We start from the raw sequence: 16,262 nt of genomic DNA on the forward strand, positions 1-16,262 counted from the left end.
TCACACCTGCTCCTCGGTCAATTCCAGAACTATGGGCTGCTCAGACTGCTGTTCGCGTTTGCGGCCCTTGCTGGCGTGCTCCAGACCGGGGTAGCGCTGTTTCCACTCCTCAGGGGTCGGAAGGTCGGCTTGGCGGCGGATGTTCCCATAATGCCGATCCAGGATGTCCCAGGCCAACTGCTGAGGATCTACGGCAAAGGACAGGCTCCGCTGGCCCAGCGAGTCAGTGATCTGTAGATCATCCTGTTCCGCGACGAGCGGTTCTATGACCTTGATGAGCTCGGGCTCTCGCATGCGGAAGGCTCGACCGGGAGCACCTGGCTCGTTGGCAAGCCGGGCCAGAGAGATGGAGTTGCCGCCAGTGACGTGCGAGGCGTAGTCAAGGCATGCGTAGAGCAGCACCGCTGCTGGAAGATTGACCCGAGACCGGGTGGTGAACCGCCAGACGCGGCTCTTGCCCTTGCCTTGACCTTCCAGCAAGCCGAGCTCCCGGAAGGGACTCATCAGCTGATCTTCAAAGCTGCCCTGCGACTGCGGATTGGGCTCCAGGTCTAGGGCGTACATCTTGATGAGGCAGTCCACATCTCGCTTGATCGACTCTGCGGCCGGCATAGCGTTCTCGGGATAGCTTTCGTGTACATGCCGGGTGATCAGAGTGACCATCTCTGCGGTTGTGACCTTGGAGAACGGCGCCAGGTGGAACATCACGTACCAGCTGGGCACCATGCACTTGGCTCCGTGCTCCCCGTATTCACTGGACAGCAGCCACCAATGCAGCAACCACAGACTTCCAGTGTCTTCCAAGTAAGGGTCCGCGCCGTTCTTACCGAGCAGCCACTCCGCCCTCCAGGTCGGAGAGGCGATGTAGGCTCGGTTGGAAGGGTCCCGATGTGGGTGTTCTCGAGTGAGCTTGAATGCCTGCGACCAGAAGCGGATGGCGTTCACCATGTTCCGGCCGACGCCCAGCAGCACAGGCGCGTTCTCTCGGTGGAAAATGTCGCTGCCGCCCTCGCCATCTCGAACAACCTCGGTGTGGGCTTTATAGAGCCAGCCATAGCGAGGAGCGAAGGTTTCGTGCCGGGCGAATCTCGGCTCTGTCGCTTCTACTAGCCGGCTGTCGGTCATGCGTGGAGACCTTTCAATCAGTCAAAATGGAGCTCGGTCATGCTTGAGGGCCGACGGTTATGGCTCTGCGGTAGCCGCCATGGCTGTTCGAACCTCTTTAACCGCGAGAACAGTGGCTTCTATGGCTTGTTTGATTTCGTGCTCCGTGGTGGCGTAACCCAAGGAGAAACGCACAGTAGAGTCAGCGTCCTGTCGGCTGAGCCCCATCGCCAGTAACACATGGCTTGGGCTGGGTGCGCCGGAGGCACAGGCGCTGCCGTTCGAGGCAGCAATCTCTGGCATCGCGGCCAAAAGTGCGTCGGCTGGCAGCCCGGGGAAGGTAACATTCGTAACACCAGGCAGCCGTGGCGACCTAGCGCCGTTGATATAGCAGTCGGGCAGACGCGAAGTCAATCCATCCTCGAGCACATAACGTAGAGACGCGACACGAGCGGATTCGTTATGCAGCTGCATTTGTGCAGCCTTGGCAGCGGCCCCCAGTCCTGCGATGCCCGGAACATTCAGCGTTCCTGCACGCCAGCCACGCTCCTGACCACCTCCGATTAGGAGAGGGCGGTAAGGCATCGACGTTCCGCGACGAACGAACAGGGCGCCGACACCCTGTGGGCCTCCGAACTTATGACCGGACAACGATAGGAGGTCAACGTCAAGTTCATTCAGGTCTAGCGGGAGCCGACCGACATACTGTGTGGCATCGGTGTGAACCAGCGCCCCTGCCTCACGTGCCAGTCCGATGATGGGATCCATGTTGGTCAGAACCCCAGTCTCGTTGTTGGCCAACATTGCCGAGACAAGCGACACCTTGCCCTGACGAATCGCCACCTCCAGAGGCGTCAGGTTGACCACGCCGTCCCGGTCCACGGGCAGCTCGACCAAACTACCGCGACCGTCCGTAGTAATGGCGCGCGCTGCCTCACGGATCGCCGGATGTTCAACAGCAGTGGTTGCGAGGGTCTCTCCGACCGAATAGCCCGCATGGAGCGCGAGATTGTTCGCCTCGGTGGCCCCGGAGGTGAAAATTAACTCGCCGGGCGCACAGGCGAGCAGGTGAGCAACCTGTTGACGTGCTAGATCGACACGAGCGGCCGCATCACGGCCTGCTGTATGGATGCTAGAAGCGTTGCCGACGCTTCGCAGAGTGTCCAACATCACTTCGAGCGCCTCTGGACGTAGAGGGGAAGTGGCGTTGTAGTCCAGATACACCACATCCGCACGATTGGCCTCAGCCGACATATTCAGCTCCAAGTGCCGCCTCGCTTCCCCAAGGCACTCCTGGAGGGTTCTGTCGCCTCGACCTCTTCTCTCGCCAGGAGTGCACTGAGATCCTAGCGAACCCTCTCCGTTGCGGATGGCTTCGTGCGTAACAAAACGCCTCTTACCGAGGAGGGCTTGTCAACAGAACGTCAACACTCGTGACTGTGAGCAACGTAGCGGCTGCATCGCTGAACAAGCGTGCAGATCTGCCCTCGCAGCACTGGCCGACCCAAGAGGGGGCAAGCCGATCGAAAAGTGCAACCAGGACTGCAAGGTAGATCCTTGGATGAATTACGCTAGAGCGCGCATTCGTAGTGTATCTACATGGCCAGATGAACCAGCGTTTCATCTGGCCATCAGACCGGAGGGATTATCAATTATTTTCCTCAGCCGCCATCGATGACGCCACAGGGGAAATAATAATTCCATCTACGAGATCGTCGATAGGAACCGGATACCTTTTGCCTTTAACGGAACGATATGATCTGATTGCCCTCTCGATCTGCGCTTTCGATTTAGGCGCGACATGAGCAGAAAGTAGTTCTAGCAGCAGATCGGATATATCCTTGCCCGTAGCCATCTTACCCGTCGCTCTTTCGCCGGGGGTTTCATTCCAGGCGGCCACGAACGGGGCTGCACCCATTCTCCAGTCCAGCATGGAGAGTCTTTGGAATCCTTCGTCCCAATCGATAGTACCTTGCTCAATCGCGTGCCGAAGCGTCTTAACAACAGCAGTTTGGACGATAGGCCTCATGAAGGGGTGGCCATCGTGCTCATGCCCCTTAGGCGTCCTGAGCTCTTTAGGAGATGCTGCACCGAGGTAAAGCCGGCGCAGCTCGCCACAAGAATCTAAGAGGCTTTCCATGCGCTCCGAAAGGATCTCGTAGCTTTCATCCAGCACTTCATCGGTGGCACGCACTGACACTTTATGCATGCTGCCGTCTAGATCGAACCCGAGCTCTCGTAGTATGTCATAGAGAACTCCGATCGTTGTCCACGCCGACTGCCCAACGGGCACCTGTCGAGTCGCTAGCTTAAGTTCCCCTTCGGTTCCTTGTTTGCTAAATACTTGCACAACCCCCTGCTTGGAGATGAACTCGTGATCATCTAGGAAGCGACGGGTCAGGATGGCGAAACCGTCATCTTCGTCTAGGGCGATATTCTCTTGCTTATTTGTTGTTACAGCGTTCTTGTTGATATTCGTGAAAAGGCGACGCGTCTTCCTTCTTCCTTCTTCGCTATCGAAGTGGGGAACGACCACCACGCCAATATCTTCGCTACCTAGATCAGGCTTCCTCTTGATCGCATCTTTAATTGCTCGGAGGCGATGTTGCCCGTCGAGCGCAAAGAATTGGTGCGTCCCATCAAAGGTGAGTACGCCGAACTCCCTGTCTACCCCCGCAAGCATCCCTTGTTCCGCGGATTCTTCCATGGTGAGGGGAATGTACTCAGGATGCCCTCCCCATGCCGCTACAACAAGTGACCCTAGGAAGCGATGAGGATTCGTGAGGAGGTACTCGGTGATCTCAGCCGTGCGGGCACCCACGCCACGCTGAATCATTGTGCCAAGGTCCTTGTTTCCGCCGAGCTCGTATGCAAACTGCACCTCCCGCGCGACCTGGGCATAACTCATAAGGCATAGGTAGTACTCCCATTCGCCTACTCTAGCCTTAAACGCAGGCACGAAAGTCTTAGTTGGCATGACACTCTCCTTTTTTAGCAGCTTAGGAGCCAACGTCGAATGCTGGCTTAGGAGGCTGCGGACGCAGCTTCGGGCCTTGGCTAACATTCAGAGGCGGATTGATAAGCTTGATTAAACGATCTTCGAGCAGTGTTATCCTTTTTTGATCTTCCATTGGCGTGAACCAGTATTCGAGGGGGCGAAGTGGAAGATATCGGGCAAGAAGTCCGTCTCTCTTAGTAGGGACCGTTCCATCGCTCCATATGTCTTCAGGGTCACCATTTAGGTATTTCCGATATCCTTTATACCTTCCTCGGAGCGTTCCTGAAGAATACTTATCACCTCCAGCTTGACCTATATATAGGGTAAAGCACGGCCCTTCGCGGTTGCCATCTCTAGCTAGCTTGAATGTGAATGGTGGTCGCCAGACGAACATGTACAAACCCGGCATGTCCGGCAAGGTCTCTGCAAGCTGATCCGTGGCCGTCCTCACTTCCCATGGTCCTGCGAATCTTTGCAGGTCTTGTTCCAGGCTCTGGCAGTGTGCTCGATCCAGCAGACGGAGTAAGCCCAGGTCGAGTCGCAGACTCGGGCTGGGGACGTCTCCATACCGCCTAACCAATGACCCGAAGGGGTCCGATATGCCGTTTCTTGGCGATTTGTCCTGCATTGGATGCTTGGTTTCACCTCCAGATGACTAGACTAGGCCAAGAGCAGACGTAAGCGTGTATAAAGATTTAACTCCAGCTTCATCACCGTAGGCTCACCCGCGGAGCGTTAGAGCTGCGTCATAGCCACGAAAGTTGACCACATAGAGTCATGAATCCGTGACAGATTGCTCTTGGTGTGGCATGACGTACTACGCGGTTGGACACTGTCGGTCCACGTCCGCCAACAGGAGCAGCCGGAGCATGTTCGGCTGCAGGCGGTGGATTGGGCGAGGGCAAGTAGACCAGGGCGGTTGCTCCGTGGTTGCGGGTGTACGAGCGTGATCGGTGGCGCGTTGACGTAGGGCATGGAAGAAGGGCAGGACCTCGACGCTGCTGTCGAAGGGGAGCAAGCTCACACCTGGTAGCACAGGAGAGCGATCGGCTCTACCTCGGGTAGGCCTCGTCGGGCTTCGTCTCTGGACACAGTGGGCCGGTGGCAACGATGCCGGCCACCAGTCGGCTTCCCGTGAGCCTTTGTCTTGCAGTGCGCGACGCTGCTTCAGCGCTTAGAGATCGCAATCATCAGGTGTTGCCGTCCGGGGTGACGTGATGACCGTGCTCACTCAGCGTGTCAACGGGCGATGCGGGACATGCGCGAGATGATCAAGTCAACTGTCCGGGCTAATCATGATGTTTCAGCAGGTCAGACCATGTGGACGAGCGCCTCCGCCCGCGCTCTCCTAAAGCGGGTGCCGAGATTGTCACTTCGGGTGTGTAAGGAGGTAGCTGTGGTTACGAGTCCGTCTTGTGGGTGTCGGGCTGAGGGAGGTCGTTACGCTTGGTCCTCGGAAGATGCTGCGAGCCGGTCGACCAATGTGGCTACGGCGATTGCAAGGTCAGTGGACTCCTGGTTGAGATCGAGGACATGCAGGTGGACCCTGATATCCGAGTTGTTGATTCGGTATGGCTCCGCCGGCGGCGTGCCAGCAGCGTAGACAAGGTGCCCCTCGGTGAGGCCGAGGGCAGTGCAGTACGAGATCATCTGAAATAGATGCGCTGTCGGCGGCGTACCATCCAGGTTCCGATACTTCGCGTCTACCACCACGATCGGCCGGCCGTCGCGGTAGATGAGGATGTCAGGCTGGAAGCGTGCCCGCTTCTGCTGATCGAGCCGGTGCCCTTGCTGAGAGACGCAGCGGAGACTGTGCTGCGGAAGCGCTGTGGTTAGTCGCCGAGTGAGGAAGCGCTCGAAGATCTGTGCCATGTTCAGGATGAATCCGTCGATCTGTATCGCCTGTGATCCCTCCGGCTGTAGAGAGGCCCCGGCAAGGATAAGTTCGGCCAGCTGGAGTGCGGGGACATAGCGCTCGTTGAGCTGGGTATGCCACCACGGCGGCAGCAGTGCACCTGGCCGGATGGGGGTAACGCCGACAAGTCGTCCCGCCAGGTGACGCAGCAACGCGACTGTGGTGCCCGCGACCCCGGGCAGGGCCTGAGCGAGGTCGATCGCGCCTAGCAGTATCCGGTTCTCGGGAATGTCCGTCAGGTAGTCGTCGTAGGCAACCTCGATCGCAGTTGGCAACCCCATCCGGCGGCTCAGCTGAGCGCTGGTCCGGATTCGGCCTCGCAGGACGGGGAGAGCATCCTCGCGATAGACGTAACCGTGCAAAACACCACCGCGAAGAACCCGCTCTGCCGCGCGAGCGAACACGGTGACCAGTGCGGCCACGAACAGGTCGTCGGTAGCGGCTGAGATCTGGCGGTGTTGCCAGATGTCGTCGTAGTCACCGAGCAGGCTGAAGATTCGCCGGACGGGCAGTTTCGGCTGAATGCGTAGCTCAACGGCACCGTCGTTGCGGCCAAGCCGTATGGTCCCAACGCGCTGGCGTCCCGCGAGCCGCCACCGCCCGCCCGCGGTCGGGTTGATGGTGACCAAGTCGGGAACGGTGGCCAGCGTGACAACCTGCGCTGGAGTCAGGGACCGGGACGGGCCGGCGGTGGCCTCGGCTAGGTGAAGACGCAGGGTCACGGCAAAGTGTGGCCGAGCGCGGCAAGTAGGACCGGCAGGCCATAATCGGCCTCGATGTCATCGACTTTGCCATAGAGCTGGTCTTCCAGCAGGGGCAGGATCTCCCCTTTCCAGATGAGTTCCAGTCCGCGCCGGGTGGCCACGTTGGGGGTCATCAGGTAAGAGGGACCGACGGCGCGATCCGGATCGTTCAGGCGGCGGTTGACCTCTTCCAGCAGAAGCGCGGGCAGGACGGGAAGTTTCTCGCGTTCCAGCCAGCGGCGTAGCAGCCCGTCGACCGGGGCTCGATCTGGGGCCAGGGAACGGAAGACGAATCGACGGCGCATGGCAGCGTCGATCAATGCCACCGAGCGGTCGACGGTGTTCATCGTGCCGATGACGAGAACGTTCTTGGGCAGCTTGAACGGGTCGTCCGGCGAGTACTGCAGAGTGATCTCGCGGTTGCGGTATTCCAGCAAGAAGTACAACTCGCCGAACACCTTGGCCAGATTAGCGCGGTTGATCTCGTCGATGAGCAGCACGTACGGCCGCTCCGGCTCCTTCTCGGCGGCCTCCACGGCGTTCTTGAACGGGCCGGGCACCAGGTCGAAGCCGACCATGCCATTCTCACCGAGCCGAGGGCGGAAGCCTTCGACGAAGTCCTCGTACCCGTAGGAAGGGTGAAACTGCACCAGGCTTGTGCGATCGGGGCCGGCCAGCTCCTCTCCGAGCTTGGTGGCCAAGTAGGTCTTGCCTGTACCGGGTGGGCCGTAGAGGATCATCTGTCGTTTGGCGGTCAGCAAGTCGGCGGTCTCCTGCAACCAGGGAAGTGGCATGAGCAGGTCGTCGGCGAACCTCTGGGGAAGTACTGGGACGATCAGGCTGCGGGTCTCGTCCTGGGCCAGCACCTCGTCGGTGAGCTTTTCCTCCAGCCCGGCACTGGTCGCTAGTGCCGCCATCACACTGGTCAGCTCGCCGATCGTCATCGCGGTCTTGAGTTTGGCCTGGACTTCCTCAGGGAGGGTCCGACGGCTCATCGCGTTCGGGTTCCACTCGACCGAGCGGCGGCGAGCCAGGCCACGGCCAGCGGAAAGGTCGTAGTAAGCATCGCTGGTGATGGTGCCGACATAGATGGCATCACCGTCGACGGTTGCGATGAGATCACCGGGCTGGAAGACGCTGAGAAAACGCCACAGCTGCCCGGCCGTGACGTCCTTACTGTTTCGGTTGGCGTCAGGAAGACCTGTAGCGACAGCCTCCTTAATCTGCTGGCGGGACGCACCGGCCGGAAGCTGATCAATTTCGCAAAAGCTTACCGAGCAAAAACCTTCGGCCAGCCACTGGGTGATCGCATTGACACCGTCGACGTTCGCCCCGCGCACCAGCCAGCCCTTCTGCGGCCGCCGTGGCTCCCATCGAGACCTCCAGGGCTCGTCATAGAAGCTGAACCGTCCGTGTTCTGCTTCTATCCGCCGGCGAATGGTGCACAGGTCGCGATCTAGATCCTCCGACGGCTCGGCCAGCAGATCGGCAAAGGCATCCCGGATCAGCCGCTTGGCATTCTCGACCGAGACCGGGAGGAACACGTCAGGGAACAGTAAGAACAGCAGCACGTGGAACTGGGCACGAGCCCGTGACTTGCCGTCGTAGTCCGGAATCACCGATTCGGCCAGATCTCGGAAGCGCCACGGATCTCGTAGAGCCGATTCGCGTTCGCCATACGGTAGCTTCACTAAAAGGCGCGTGAGGCGGATGAGGAACGCGAACTGGGCCCAGCGGTAGTTGAGGAACGCCTGGCCCCCCTTCAGATAACCCGGTGAGGCCGCCGCAGCCAACTCGTCGGGTACCTTCACCTCGAAGGATGCCCATGACAGCACTCTGTTCAAGATCTCGAGCTTGCGATTGACGCCGATTGTGGCCAAGCTCAGCGGCATGACGTTGAGATAGAGCAGCTCGGCGGCAAGCACGATCGCCTCGTTGCCACCTTCGGCGATCTGCCGGTTGAGCTTGACCAGGAACTCGTCAGGCGACCCGTCGAAGTTCTCTACGAACCGACGGAAAAGCTCGTCTGCGGCACCCGGTGTCCAGGTGCGTAAGCCGGGAACAAACGATGATTCACCGGTCAGAACGCCGCCTTCGACCACCTTACGCGCCGCGCGACATACGATCATGCCCTCGTCCCAGCCCACTGCAGATCCTTCCTCGTACATCTCCGGTGACTCCACAGGCCTGCTGTCTCACGTTACCCAAAGAAGACGGCAAAGGTTTCTCGTCATTAAGTTTTGACGGACTGCCGCACTTGGGGATCTCCAGCGCGTCGATCATTAACCGCGATCGGGATGAGGCCATCACCACCCGAAGGACGGCTCACGAGAGCCTCAGCAGGGCAATAAATCGGACGATTGGTACTTCTCGCAGGTAGCAGATGCGCTTTCTCGACGATCAGCAGCCTCATCCCCTTTCGGGCGGTTTGTCGGCGGAGTTCGACTATTTTCTTCGGCCACAGCGCGATGTGGCATACGCAGGTAGAGCCATGCAGCAGCTCGCCACAAGCACAGTCGATAGCCGGACAAGCCGCCGGCCGCTCCAGGTCCATCTCGTCGGATTTCCTGAACGACAGGAAGCCACCTGGCTTGCTGATGGCCCTCGGCGGTCCGTACGGTCCCGACGATTGATAGCGGGCTCCGGCCTGTCAAGTGTTGGTGGGGGTTCGGGTGGGGTTGTAGGTGGGGAGGCGCCAGCAGGCCCAGAGGGTTTTGCCGGGGCCGGTGGCGGGTCGGGTTACGCCGTTCTCGTGGGCGAGGGCGGCGACTATGGAGAGGCCGCGGCCGTGTACGGCGTCCAGGCCGAGGTCGAGGCGTCGGGGCTGGTCGGGGCCGTGGTCGGTGACGCGGATGCAGAACCGGTCGGGTGCCGCCCATAGGGAGAGCCTGATCGGTGGCTCGCCGTAGGTGACGGCGTTCGCCAGCAGCTCTCCTACGACGAGGATTGCGTCGTCGGCCAGGTCGGCGAGGCCCCAACCGGCCAGAACCACGCCGACCAGCCGGCGGGTCTTACCGATCATCGCCAGGTCATCCGGCAGGTCCCAGCAGACCGTACGCAACCCGCTTGGCGTTTCGATCATCGATGCTCCTTCTGGTGGTAGGGGTACGGCGGTCGCTGGGCGTTGTGGATTGATGGATCCGCGGCCGGGAGTGGGCGGATCGACCGGACGCGGTGTTTCGGCTTCGCGCCGCCGTCCGTGGAATTCGTCCGCCGGGCGCAGGCTTGCGGCTTCGCGGAGGAGTTCGTGCTGGTCGTGGGCTGGACGCCGGATTTCGGCTTCGCGTAGCGGTTCGTGTTGTTCGTCCGCCGGGCGCGGTGATTCGGCTTCGCGTAGGAGTTCGTGGAGTTCGTCTGCGGTGCGGGCCTGGAGGACTGGGGTGCTGGGCGTGGGGTGGAGCGGCGCCGCGTAGAAGTGCCGGCTCCAGGTTCCGTACCAGATGAGCCACTCCGGCTCCGTCGCGTTCAGGCGGCGGGCGATGGCCTGTTGCGCGGGGTCCCAGGTTCGCGGGGGTACCCGCACGACGGGCTTGCCGTGGTGGTGCCGTCCCCGCTTCATCTCGACCTCCAAAGTGCAGACAATTGCGCCAAGCCACGGACGGGCACGCTCTGTGAGGGCTAGTGTGCACAGGGTTAGCAAGCGGCGTAGGGCGAATGCAGTGAACTAGTTCGCTCTTTCTTCGTGCACCGAAGGGTCGTTGTCCACGAACCGGGAGGAAACCCCTGATGAGTCCACGTACCAGCCCCACCGCGCGGCGCCGTCGGCTCGCCGCGGAACTCCGCCGGCTCCGTAAGCAAGCGGGATTGACCCGCGAGCAGGTGGCCGAGGCGCTCATGTGCGCCCCCGCCACGGTCACCCGGTACGAGATCGCGCAATCCGGTCCGCGGGTCGGCGAGGTCACCCTGATGCTGGAGATCTACGGGGTCACCGGGGAGCAGCGGGACGCGCTGCTGAAAATGGCCCGGGAGGCACGCCAGCGGGGCTGGTGGCATCCGTACAACGCCGCGCTGCCCGAGTGGTTCGAGACCTACGTGAGTCTGGAGGAGGAGGCGGTCGCGATCCGGGCCTACGAGTCAGAGCTCATTCCCGGGCTCCTCCAGACCGAGGCATATACCCGCGCGACGATGCTGACGGAGACGACGATTCCGACCGAGGAGGAGATCGAGCGCCGGGTGGCCCTTCGCAAGGAGCGGCAGCGGAGGTTCCCTGATGAAGGGGAGCCCGCCCTCTGGGTGGTACTTAACGAGGCGACCATCCGTCGCCTCGTCGGTGGCCGAGCGACGATGCGGGAGCAGCTTCGCCACCTGGTCGACGCTCAGCGACACAAGAATCTCACCCTGCAGGTCCTGCCCTTCGAGGTGGGCTCCCACCCAGGAATGGACACCTCGTTCTCCATCCTGGAGTTCCCCGAGCGGCAGGATCCGGACGTCGTCTATGTGGAGTATCGGGCAGGATGCCTCTATCTGGAGGACCCACACGAGGTAGAGACTTACAACGCGATTTTCGACCATCTTCGGGCTCGTGCGCTCGGTCCCGACGAGTCGTGCGCATTGATCACGAAGGTGGCCGAAGAGTTGGTCTGACGCCTCGACGCACGGGAGAAGTGGGGTCACGGATGGACATGGCACAGGTCACCTGGCGGAAGAGCCGGCGCAGCAGCGCACAGGGCGGCAACTGCGTCGAGATCGGGACGCCCGGGCCGGGGCAGGGCAGCGCCGGTCCTCGGCTCCGCTTCGTCCGGGACTCCAAGAACCCCGACGGCGCCGTGCTGGCTCTTCCGCTCGCCGAGTGGACGGCGTTCCTGCACGGCGTCAGCGCCGGTACGCTCCGCTGACGAAACGCCGACCGGGCGGTGGTACGCGAGTTACCGAGTGCGCGAATCACCAAGTACGCGAGTCACCTGGTGCTCTGGACGCCAGCTCGCGTACCGCCGCCGCCGTACCACCATCCAGCGGACGGAAACGGGAGGGTCTTCCGATCGGACGTGCCCAGGCTCCCCGGCTATCCCAGTGCGACCGATCCGACCGACTCTCCCACGCGACCGGCTCTCCGGCGCGAGCGGCGCGAACGGCTGACCGGCGCGAGCGTGAGCGGCTGGCCGGAGCAGGATGAGGGACCGATGCGAGTGATCGACCGGGGCCGGGCAGAACCCGACCGACCAGGTAATCGGACTGGCCGGCCGACCAGAACAACCGGACTGGCCAGGCTGGGAGTGAACAGCGCGAGCGGCAGGCCGGCGCGAGCTGGGTGACCGGCGCGAACGACTGATCGGGACCGGGCAACGGATCGACCGGCTGACCAGGTGTCCAAGCTGACCGGCCGGCCGGGGTGACCGGGCCGGCCGAGCTGGGGCGGCCGAAGGCGCGACGGCGTCCGGAACGGGCTCGCGGGTGGGCACGGCGTCCCCGGGGCGTCCGGAGCGGGCTTGCGGGTGAGCATGGCGGCCCCGGGACGGCCGGGGTGGGCGATCAAGGTCGTTGAAATTTTCATCGATAACGGCGCTTAATCGATGCCGATGTGAGCGGTCTCCGCTTCCGGCCTGTCCGTCATGAGGCCGCACTGGAGGCCCCGCCGTCCGGACCCCGCCGGGGCGCCGGCCACCGGTACGGGGGCGGCATGAGCGGCTCTTGACCTGGGTGATCGGGGCCGCGGGCCGTCGGGCGGAAGGGCGAGCGGAACCTGTCAGGCCCCACCCCGGCCGGCGGGGCCGGCACCGCGCTTTACAACATCATCGGATGCCGCGGCGCCCGGGTGATCCAAGGCGCGCTCTCCCCGCGCATTCGACTGTTGCCAGACACCTTTGTTAATGCGACATTACCCAGACATCAATCGGCATACGTCATACGTTATGGCGTCACACACGTAACGCTGCGTTTGCCATGGCTTCTTGGGGCGTGTCATGAGAAGACCTCTCGCGCCCCGGCGGCGGTGACCCTGGTCAGCGCGGCGCCGGGCGGACGGCCAGGGCTCCGCCGGCGCCGCAGAGATCCCCTTCGCGTACCTAGAGCCCACCAGCCGCCTGCGGCGAATGCCCGGTGGGCGAACCCGCGGCAATGACATCCGGTCTCTCCGACGAGCCCGGAACCAGCGAAAGGAACAGAGCGTGAAGTCAGCCCTGTCCACCACTGGGAAGGCGCTGGCAGCGCTTGCGGTGTTCGTCGCCGCGGTGCTGCTGCCGGCCCTCGCAGGGAGTACCGCCGCCTCGGCGGCGACCCAGGCGACCTATTACGTCGCCCCCGACGGCGACGACGCCAACCCTGGGACGCTCGCGGCACCGTTCAAGACCGTGCAGCGCGCGCGGGACGTCGTTCGTACGGTGAATGCCAATATGACCGGCGACATCTACGTGTATCTCCGTGGCGGTAACTATCCGGTCGGCAGCACGATCGATTTCACACCGGCCGACTCCGGGACGAACGGCTACCGGGTCTTCTACTCCGCCTACCAGAACGAGACGCCGGTGCTGAACGGCGGCGTCCAGGTGACCGGGTGGACGCAGCACAGCGGCAACATCTGGAAGGCGCCGCTGAACCGCGCCAACAAGCTGCGGGCGCTCTACGTCAACGACAAGCGCGCGTTCATGGCGTCGAAGACGATGAACTCGGCCGGCTGCTGGGGCACCTACAACATCACGGCCGGGCAGGCGTCCTGGGCGTGGGAGTCGGGTTCGCAGTGCGCGGGCGCGAAGTACAGCACGAGCGATTTCCCGGTGATCGGCGGCAACCAGGACGACATCGAGATCGAGACGTCGACGACCTGGACCACGGCCATCGTGGGCGTGCGGGGGGTGATCACCGAGAACTCGAACCGGATCGCGCAGTTCCAGCAGCCGGGTGCGGCCATCGCGCAGGGCGCCTTCAACGGGAACGCGCAGACCGGCGGCAGCCACAAGGTGATGAACGCCTACGAGTTCCTGGATTCGCCGGGTGAGTTCTTCTTCGACAAGTGGAGCCGGACGCTGTACTACTACAAGGCGGCGTCGGAGAACATGTCGACCGCGACGGTCTACGCGCCGAACAACGTGTCGACCCTGCTCAAGGTGACCGGTAACTCGACGAGCAACCGGGTGCGGAACATCACCTTCTCCGGGCTCACCGTGCAGCACTCCGACTGGAATCTGTTCAACGTGGCCGGGTCGGTGCTCAAGCAGGCCCAGCAGGGCAACCTCGGCGCGCAGGCGTACGCCAAGCAGAACTTCCACGCCTACTACTACCGCAACGTCGACACCGCGCCCGGCGCCGTCCAGGTCGACAACGCCGACGGGCTCGTGCTGCAGAACAACCGGGTCCAGCACACCGGGGTCGACGGGATCAGCCTGACCAATGACGTGGTGAACACCCAGCTGATCGGGAACTCCACCAACGACATCGCCGGGTCGGCCATCGCCGTCGGGCACCCCCAGCACGTCTACATCGGCGACTACACCTCCTCCAACCGGGAGAAGTACCCGGTCGCGGTCGAGGGCGCGCCCAAGAGCATCAAGATCGAGAACAACTACATCTACGACAGCGCGGTGCTGTTCAACGGGCACAGCCCCATCACGGCGTACTTCGCCGACGGGCTGTCCATCCAGCACAACCGGATCGAGAAGTCCCCGTGGTCGGGCATTACGCTCGGCTGGGGGTGGTGGAACTTCGACGGGTCGTCCGGCTCGATCGCGCCGAACCGGCCGACCAACACAGCGAAGAACAACACCATCGCCTACAACCACATCATCGACACGGTGCAGCGGCTGAGCGACACCGCGCCGATCTACACGCTGGGCGCCCAGCCGGGTACCACGATCACCAACAACTACCTGCAGGGCGTCCCGTCCGGGCACAAGTACGGGCTGCACCCGGACGAGGGTTCGGCGTACATGACGTTCCGCGACAACGTGCTGAGCGTCGACAAGAACGTCACCTGGCTCATCAACTCCGACGACTTCGGCCGCAAGCACGACCTGAGCATCACGCAGACGTACGGCCCCATCAATAAGGTCTCCAACAAGAACCTGCCGAACAGCACGGTCCAGGACATCATCGTGTCCTCCGACTATGTCTGGCCGGCGGCGGCCTACGGCATCGCGGTGAATTCGGGGCTGCAGGACGCGTACCGGGGCATCATCCCGCAGAGTAATCTCTCGCTGCCGGATTACGTGCTGCCGGCGAGCACGTTCACCGCGGCCGGGACGACGTCGATTCCCATCCGCAGCACCGGGGACGCGAGCAAGTCGGTCTGGCTGGCTCCGCTGGGCACGACCAGCTTCACCGCCGGCCCCACGATGACCCGGGCGGACGGCACCGCGACCTCCATCGCCGTCCCGACGACGGCCGGCGAATACCGGCTCTACGTGGTGGACGCCCAGGGGAACCGGTCGGCCGAGTCGAAGTCGCTGGTCCGGCAGGGGAACGGCGGCGGCAACCCCGGCGGGCAGAGCGGCACGATCGTGGGCGCCCAGTCGGGCCGGTGCGTGAACGTCAGCGGCGGCGCGGCGACCAACGGCGCCCAGGCGCAGCTGGCCGACTGCACCGGCGGCACCAGCCAGAAGTGGACCTACACCTCCGGCAAGCAGCTGCAGGTGTTCGGCACCAAGTGCCTGGACGCCTCCAACCAGGGCACCTCGAACGGCACCCAGCTGGTCATCTGGGACTGCAACGGGCAGGCCAACCAGCAGTGGAACATCAACTCCAGTGGCACCATCACCGGGGTGCAGTCCGGGCTGTGCGTGGACGCCTACGGCGGCGGCACCGCCAACGGCACCCGGATCATCCTGTGGGCGTGCAACGGCGGCACCAACCAGCAGTGGACCCTGCGCAGCTGACGTGAGGTCCTGACCGGGCCGCGGGCGGTCGACAACGCACCGCCCGCGGCCCACCCGGCCGGTCTCAGCGGCGTCGCCTGGTCCCGAGATAGGCCCGCTGCGGGCTGCCGAACCAATCGGCGCCGAGCATCCGCCCGGTCAGGCGGCCGGCGACCGTGAAGGCCACCGCCGTGCGCTCGCCGAGGTCCTGTCCGGGAGCGAATCCGGCGGCCGCCAGCTCCTGGTCCAGGTGCGCCGGATCGGTTCCTTCTCGCCCGGCCGCCGCGGCGGTCAGCGACAGCGCGGTCACGATCACGCCGTCGCGCGCCAGGGCCAGGCCGCTGTCCAGATTGACGGTCCAGTGGATGTTCATCGCCTCCCCGCCGTCGCGGGACAGGGCGCGGAGGCGATCCGGCTCCGCGCCCAGGTAGCTCTGCGGTTCGACGACGAGCGTGTGCGTGTCGCCGATGGGCCCGGCGAGCAGGACGGGCCGGTCGGCGGGTAGCCGCCAGCGCTCGGCGTTCAACTCGTGCATCGTGCGGAGGCCGGCGGACCACGGATCCGCGCCGAGCACGCGGGCCACGTCCTCGGCCGGCAGGCCGCGGACCCACGTCCCGCAGAACTGCTCGAACAGTCCCGCGTTCTCCAGCATGCCGGTCACTTCTCTGGCGTTCACAGAACCTCATCGATCAGCCGGGCCGGGCGACCCCCGTCGCGTG

At 63.2% G+C, this 16,262-nt stretch carries 10 protein-coding genes; 3 read left to right on the forward strand and 7 right to left on the reverse strand.

Annotation, left to right across the window (positions count from 1 at the left end; genetic code table 11):
- The 6 genes from Sru01_RS31715 to Sru01_RS31740 all read right to left on the reverse strand — a co-directional run bounded on the left by Sru01_RS31715 (position 1) and on the right by Sru01_RS31740 (position 10,331).
- On the reverse strand, positions 1 to 1,125 hold the full coding sequence (locus Sru01_RS31715) for a DUF4007 family protein (protein WP_203993534.1): 1,125 nt from the start codon (positions 1,123 to 1,125) through the stop codon (positions 1 to 3).
- A gap of 57 nt (positions 1,126 to 1,182) precedes the next feature.
- Entirely contained in the window at positions 1,183 to 2,358 is a 1,176-nt protein-coding gene (locus Sru01_RS31720; RefSeq protein ID WP_203993537.1) for a cysteine desulfurase family protein, read from the reverse strand.
- A 394-nt stretch (positions 2,359 to 2,752) separates the two neighbouring features.
- Positions 2,753 to 4,168 (reverse strand): DNA sulfur modification protein DndB, encoded by a 1,416-nt coding sequence (locus tag Sru01_RS31725; RefSeq protein ID WP_307812095.1) that lies wholly within the window; start codon positions 4,166 to 4,168, stop codon positions 2,753 to 2,755.
- A 1,374-nt stretch (positions 4,169 to 5,542) separates the two neighbouring features.
- Positions 5,543 to 6,646 (reverse strand): McrC family protein, encoded by a 1,104-nt coding sequence (locus tag Sru01_RS31730; RefSeq protein ID WP_203993543.1) that lies wholly within the window; start codon positions 6,644 to 6,646, stop codon positions 5,543 to 5,545.
- Between the two features lie 89 nt (positions 6,647 to 6,735).
- Positions 6,736 to 8,907, reverse strand: a complete 2,172-nt coding sequence (locus Sru01_RS31735; RefSeq protein ID WP_203993546.1) for an AAA family ATPase — start codon at positions 8,905 to 8,907, stop codon at positions 6,736 to 6,738.
- Positions 8,908 to 9,410: 503 nt separating this feature from the next.
- Entirely contained in the window at positions 9,411 to 10,331 is a 921-nt protein-coding gene (locus Sru01_RS31740) for an ATP-binding protein (protein ID WP_203993549.1), read from the reverse strand.
- A 155-nt stretch (positions 10,332 to 10,486) separates the two neighbouring features.
- On the opposite strand from Sru01_RS31740, the gene Sru01_RS31745 reads away from it, so the two are divergent.
- The 3 genes from Sru01_RS31745 to Sru01_RS31755 all read left to right on the forward strand — a co-directional run bounded on the left by Sru01_RS31745 (position 10,487) and on the right by Sru01_RS31755 (position 15,564).
- On the forward strand, positions 10,487 to 11,344 hold the full coding sequence (locus Sru01_RS31745) for a helix-turn-helix domain-containing protein (protein ID WP_203993552.1): 858 nt from the start codon (positions 10,487 to 10,489) through the stop codon (positions 11,342 to 11,344).
- Positions 11,345 to 11,376: 32 nt separating this feature from the next.
- On the forward strand, positions 11,377 to 11,595 hold the full coding sequence (locus tag Sru01_RS31750; protein WP_203993555.1) for a DUF397 domain-containing protein: 219 nt from the start codon (positions 11,377 to 11,379) through the stop codon (positions 11,593 to 11,595).
- 1,269 nt (positions 11,596 to 12,864) lie between these two features.
- A complete protein-coding gene (locus Sru01_RS31755) occupies positions 12,865 to 15,564 on the forward strand; it encodes an RICIN domain-containing protein (RefSeq protein ID WP_203993558.1) in 2,700 nt (899 codons plus the stop codon).
- Positions 15,565 to 15,628: 64 nt separating this feature from the next.
- Here the strand turns inward: Sru01_RS31755 and Sru01_RS31760 are convergent, their stop codons facing one another.
- Positions 15,629 to 16,219 (reverse strand): DUF6461 domain-containing protein, encoded by a 591-nt coding sequence (locus Sru01_RS31760; RefSeq protein WP_203993560.1) that lies wholly within the window; start codon positions 16,217 to 16,219, stop codon positions 15,629 to 15,631.
- Between the last annotated feature and the right edge of the window lie 43 nt (positions 16,220 to 16,262).

Source organism: Sphaerisporangium rufum, assembly GCF_016863395.1.
GTDB lineage: Bacteria > Actinomycetota > Actinomycetes > Streptosporangiales > Streptosporangiaceae > Sphaerisporangium > Sphaerisporangium rufum.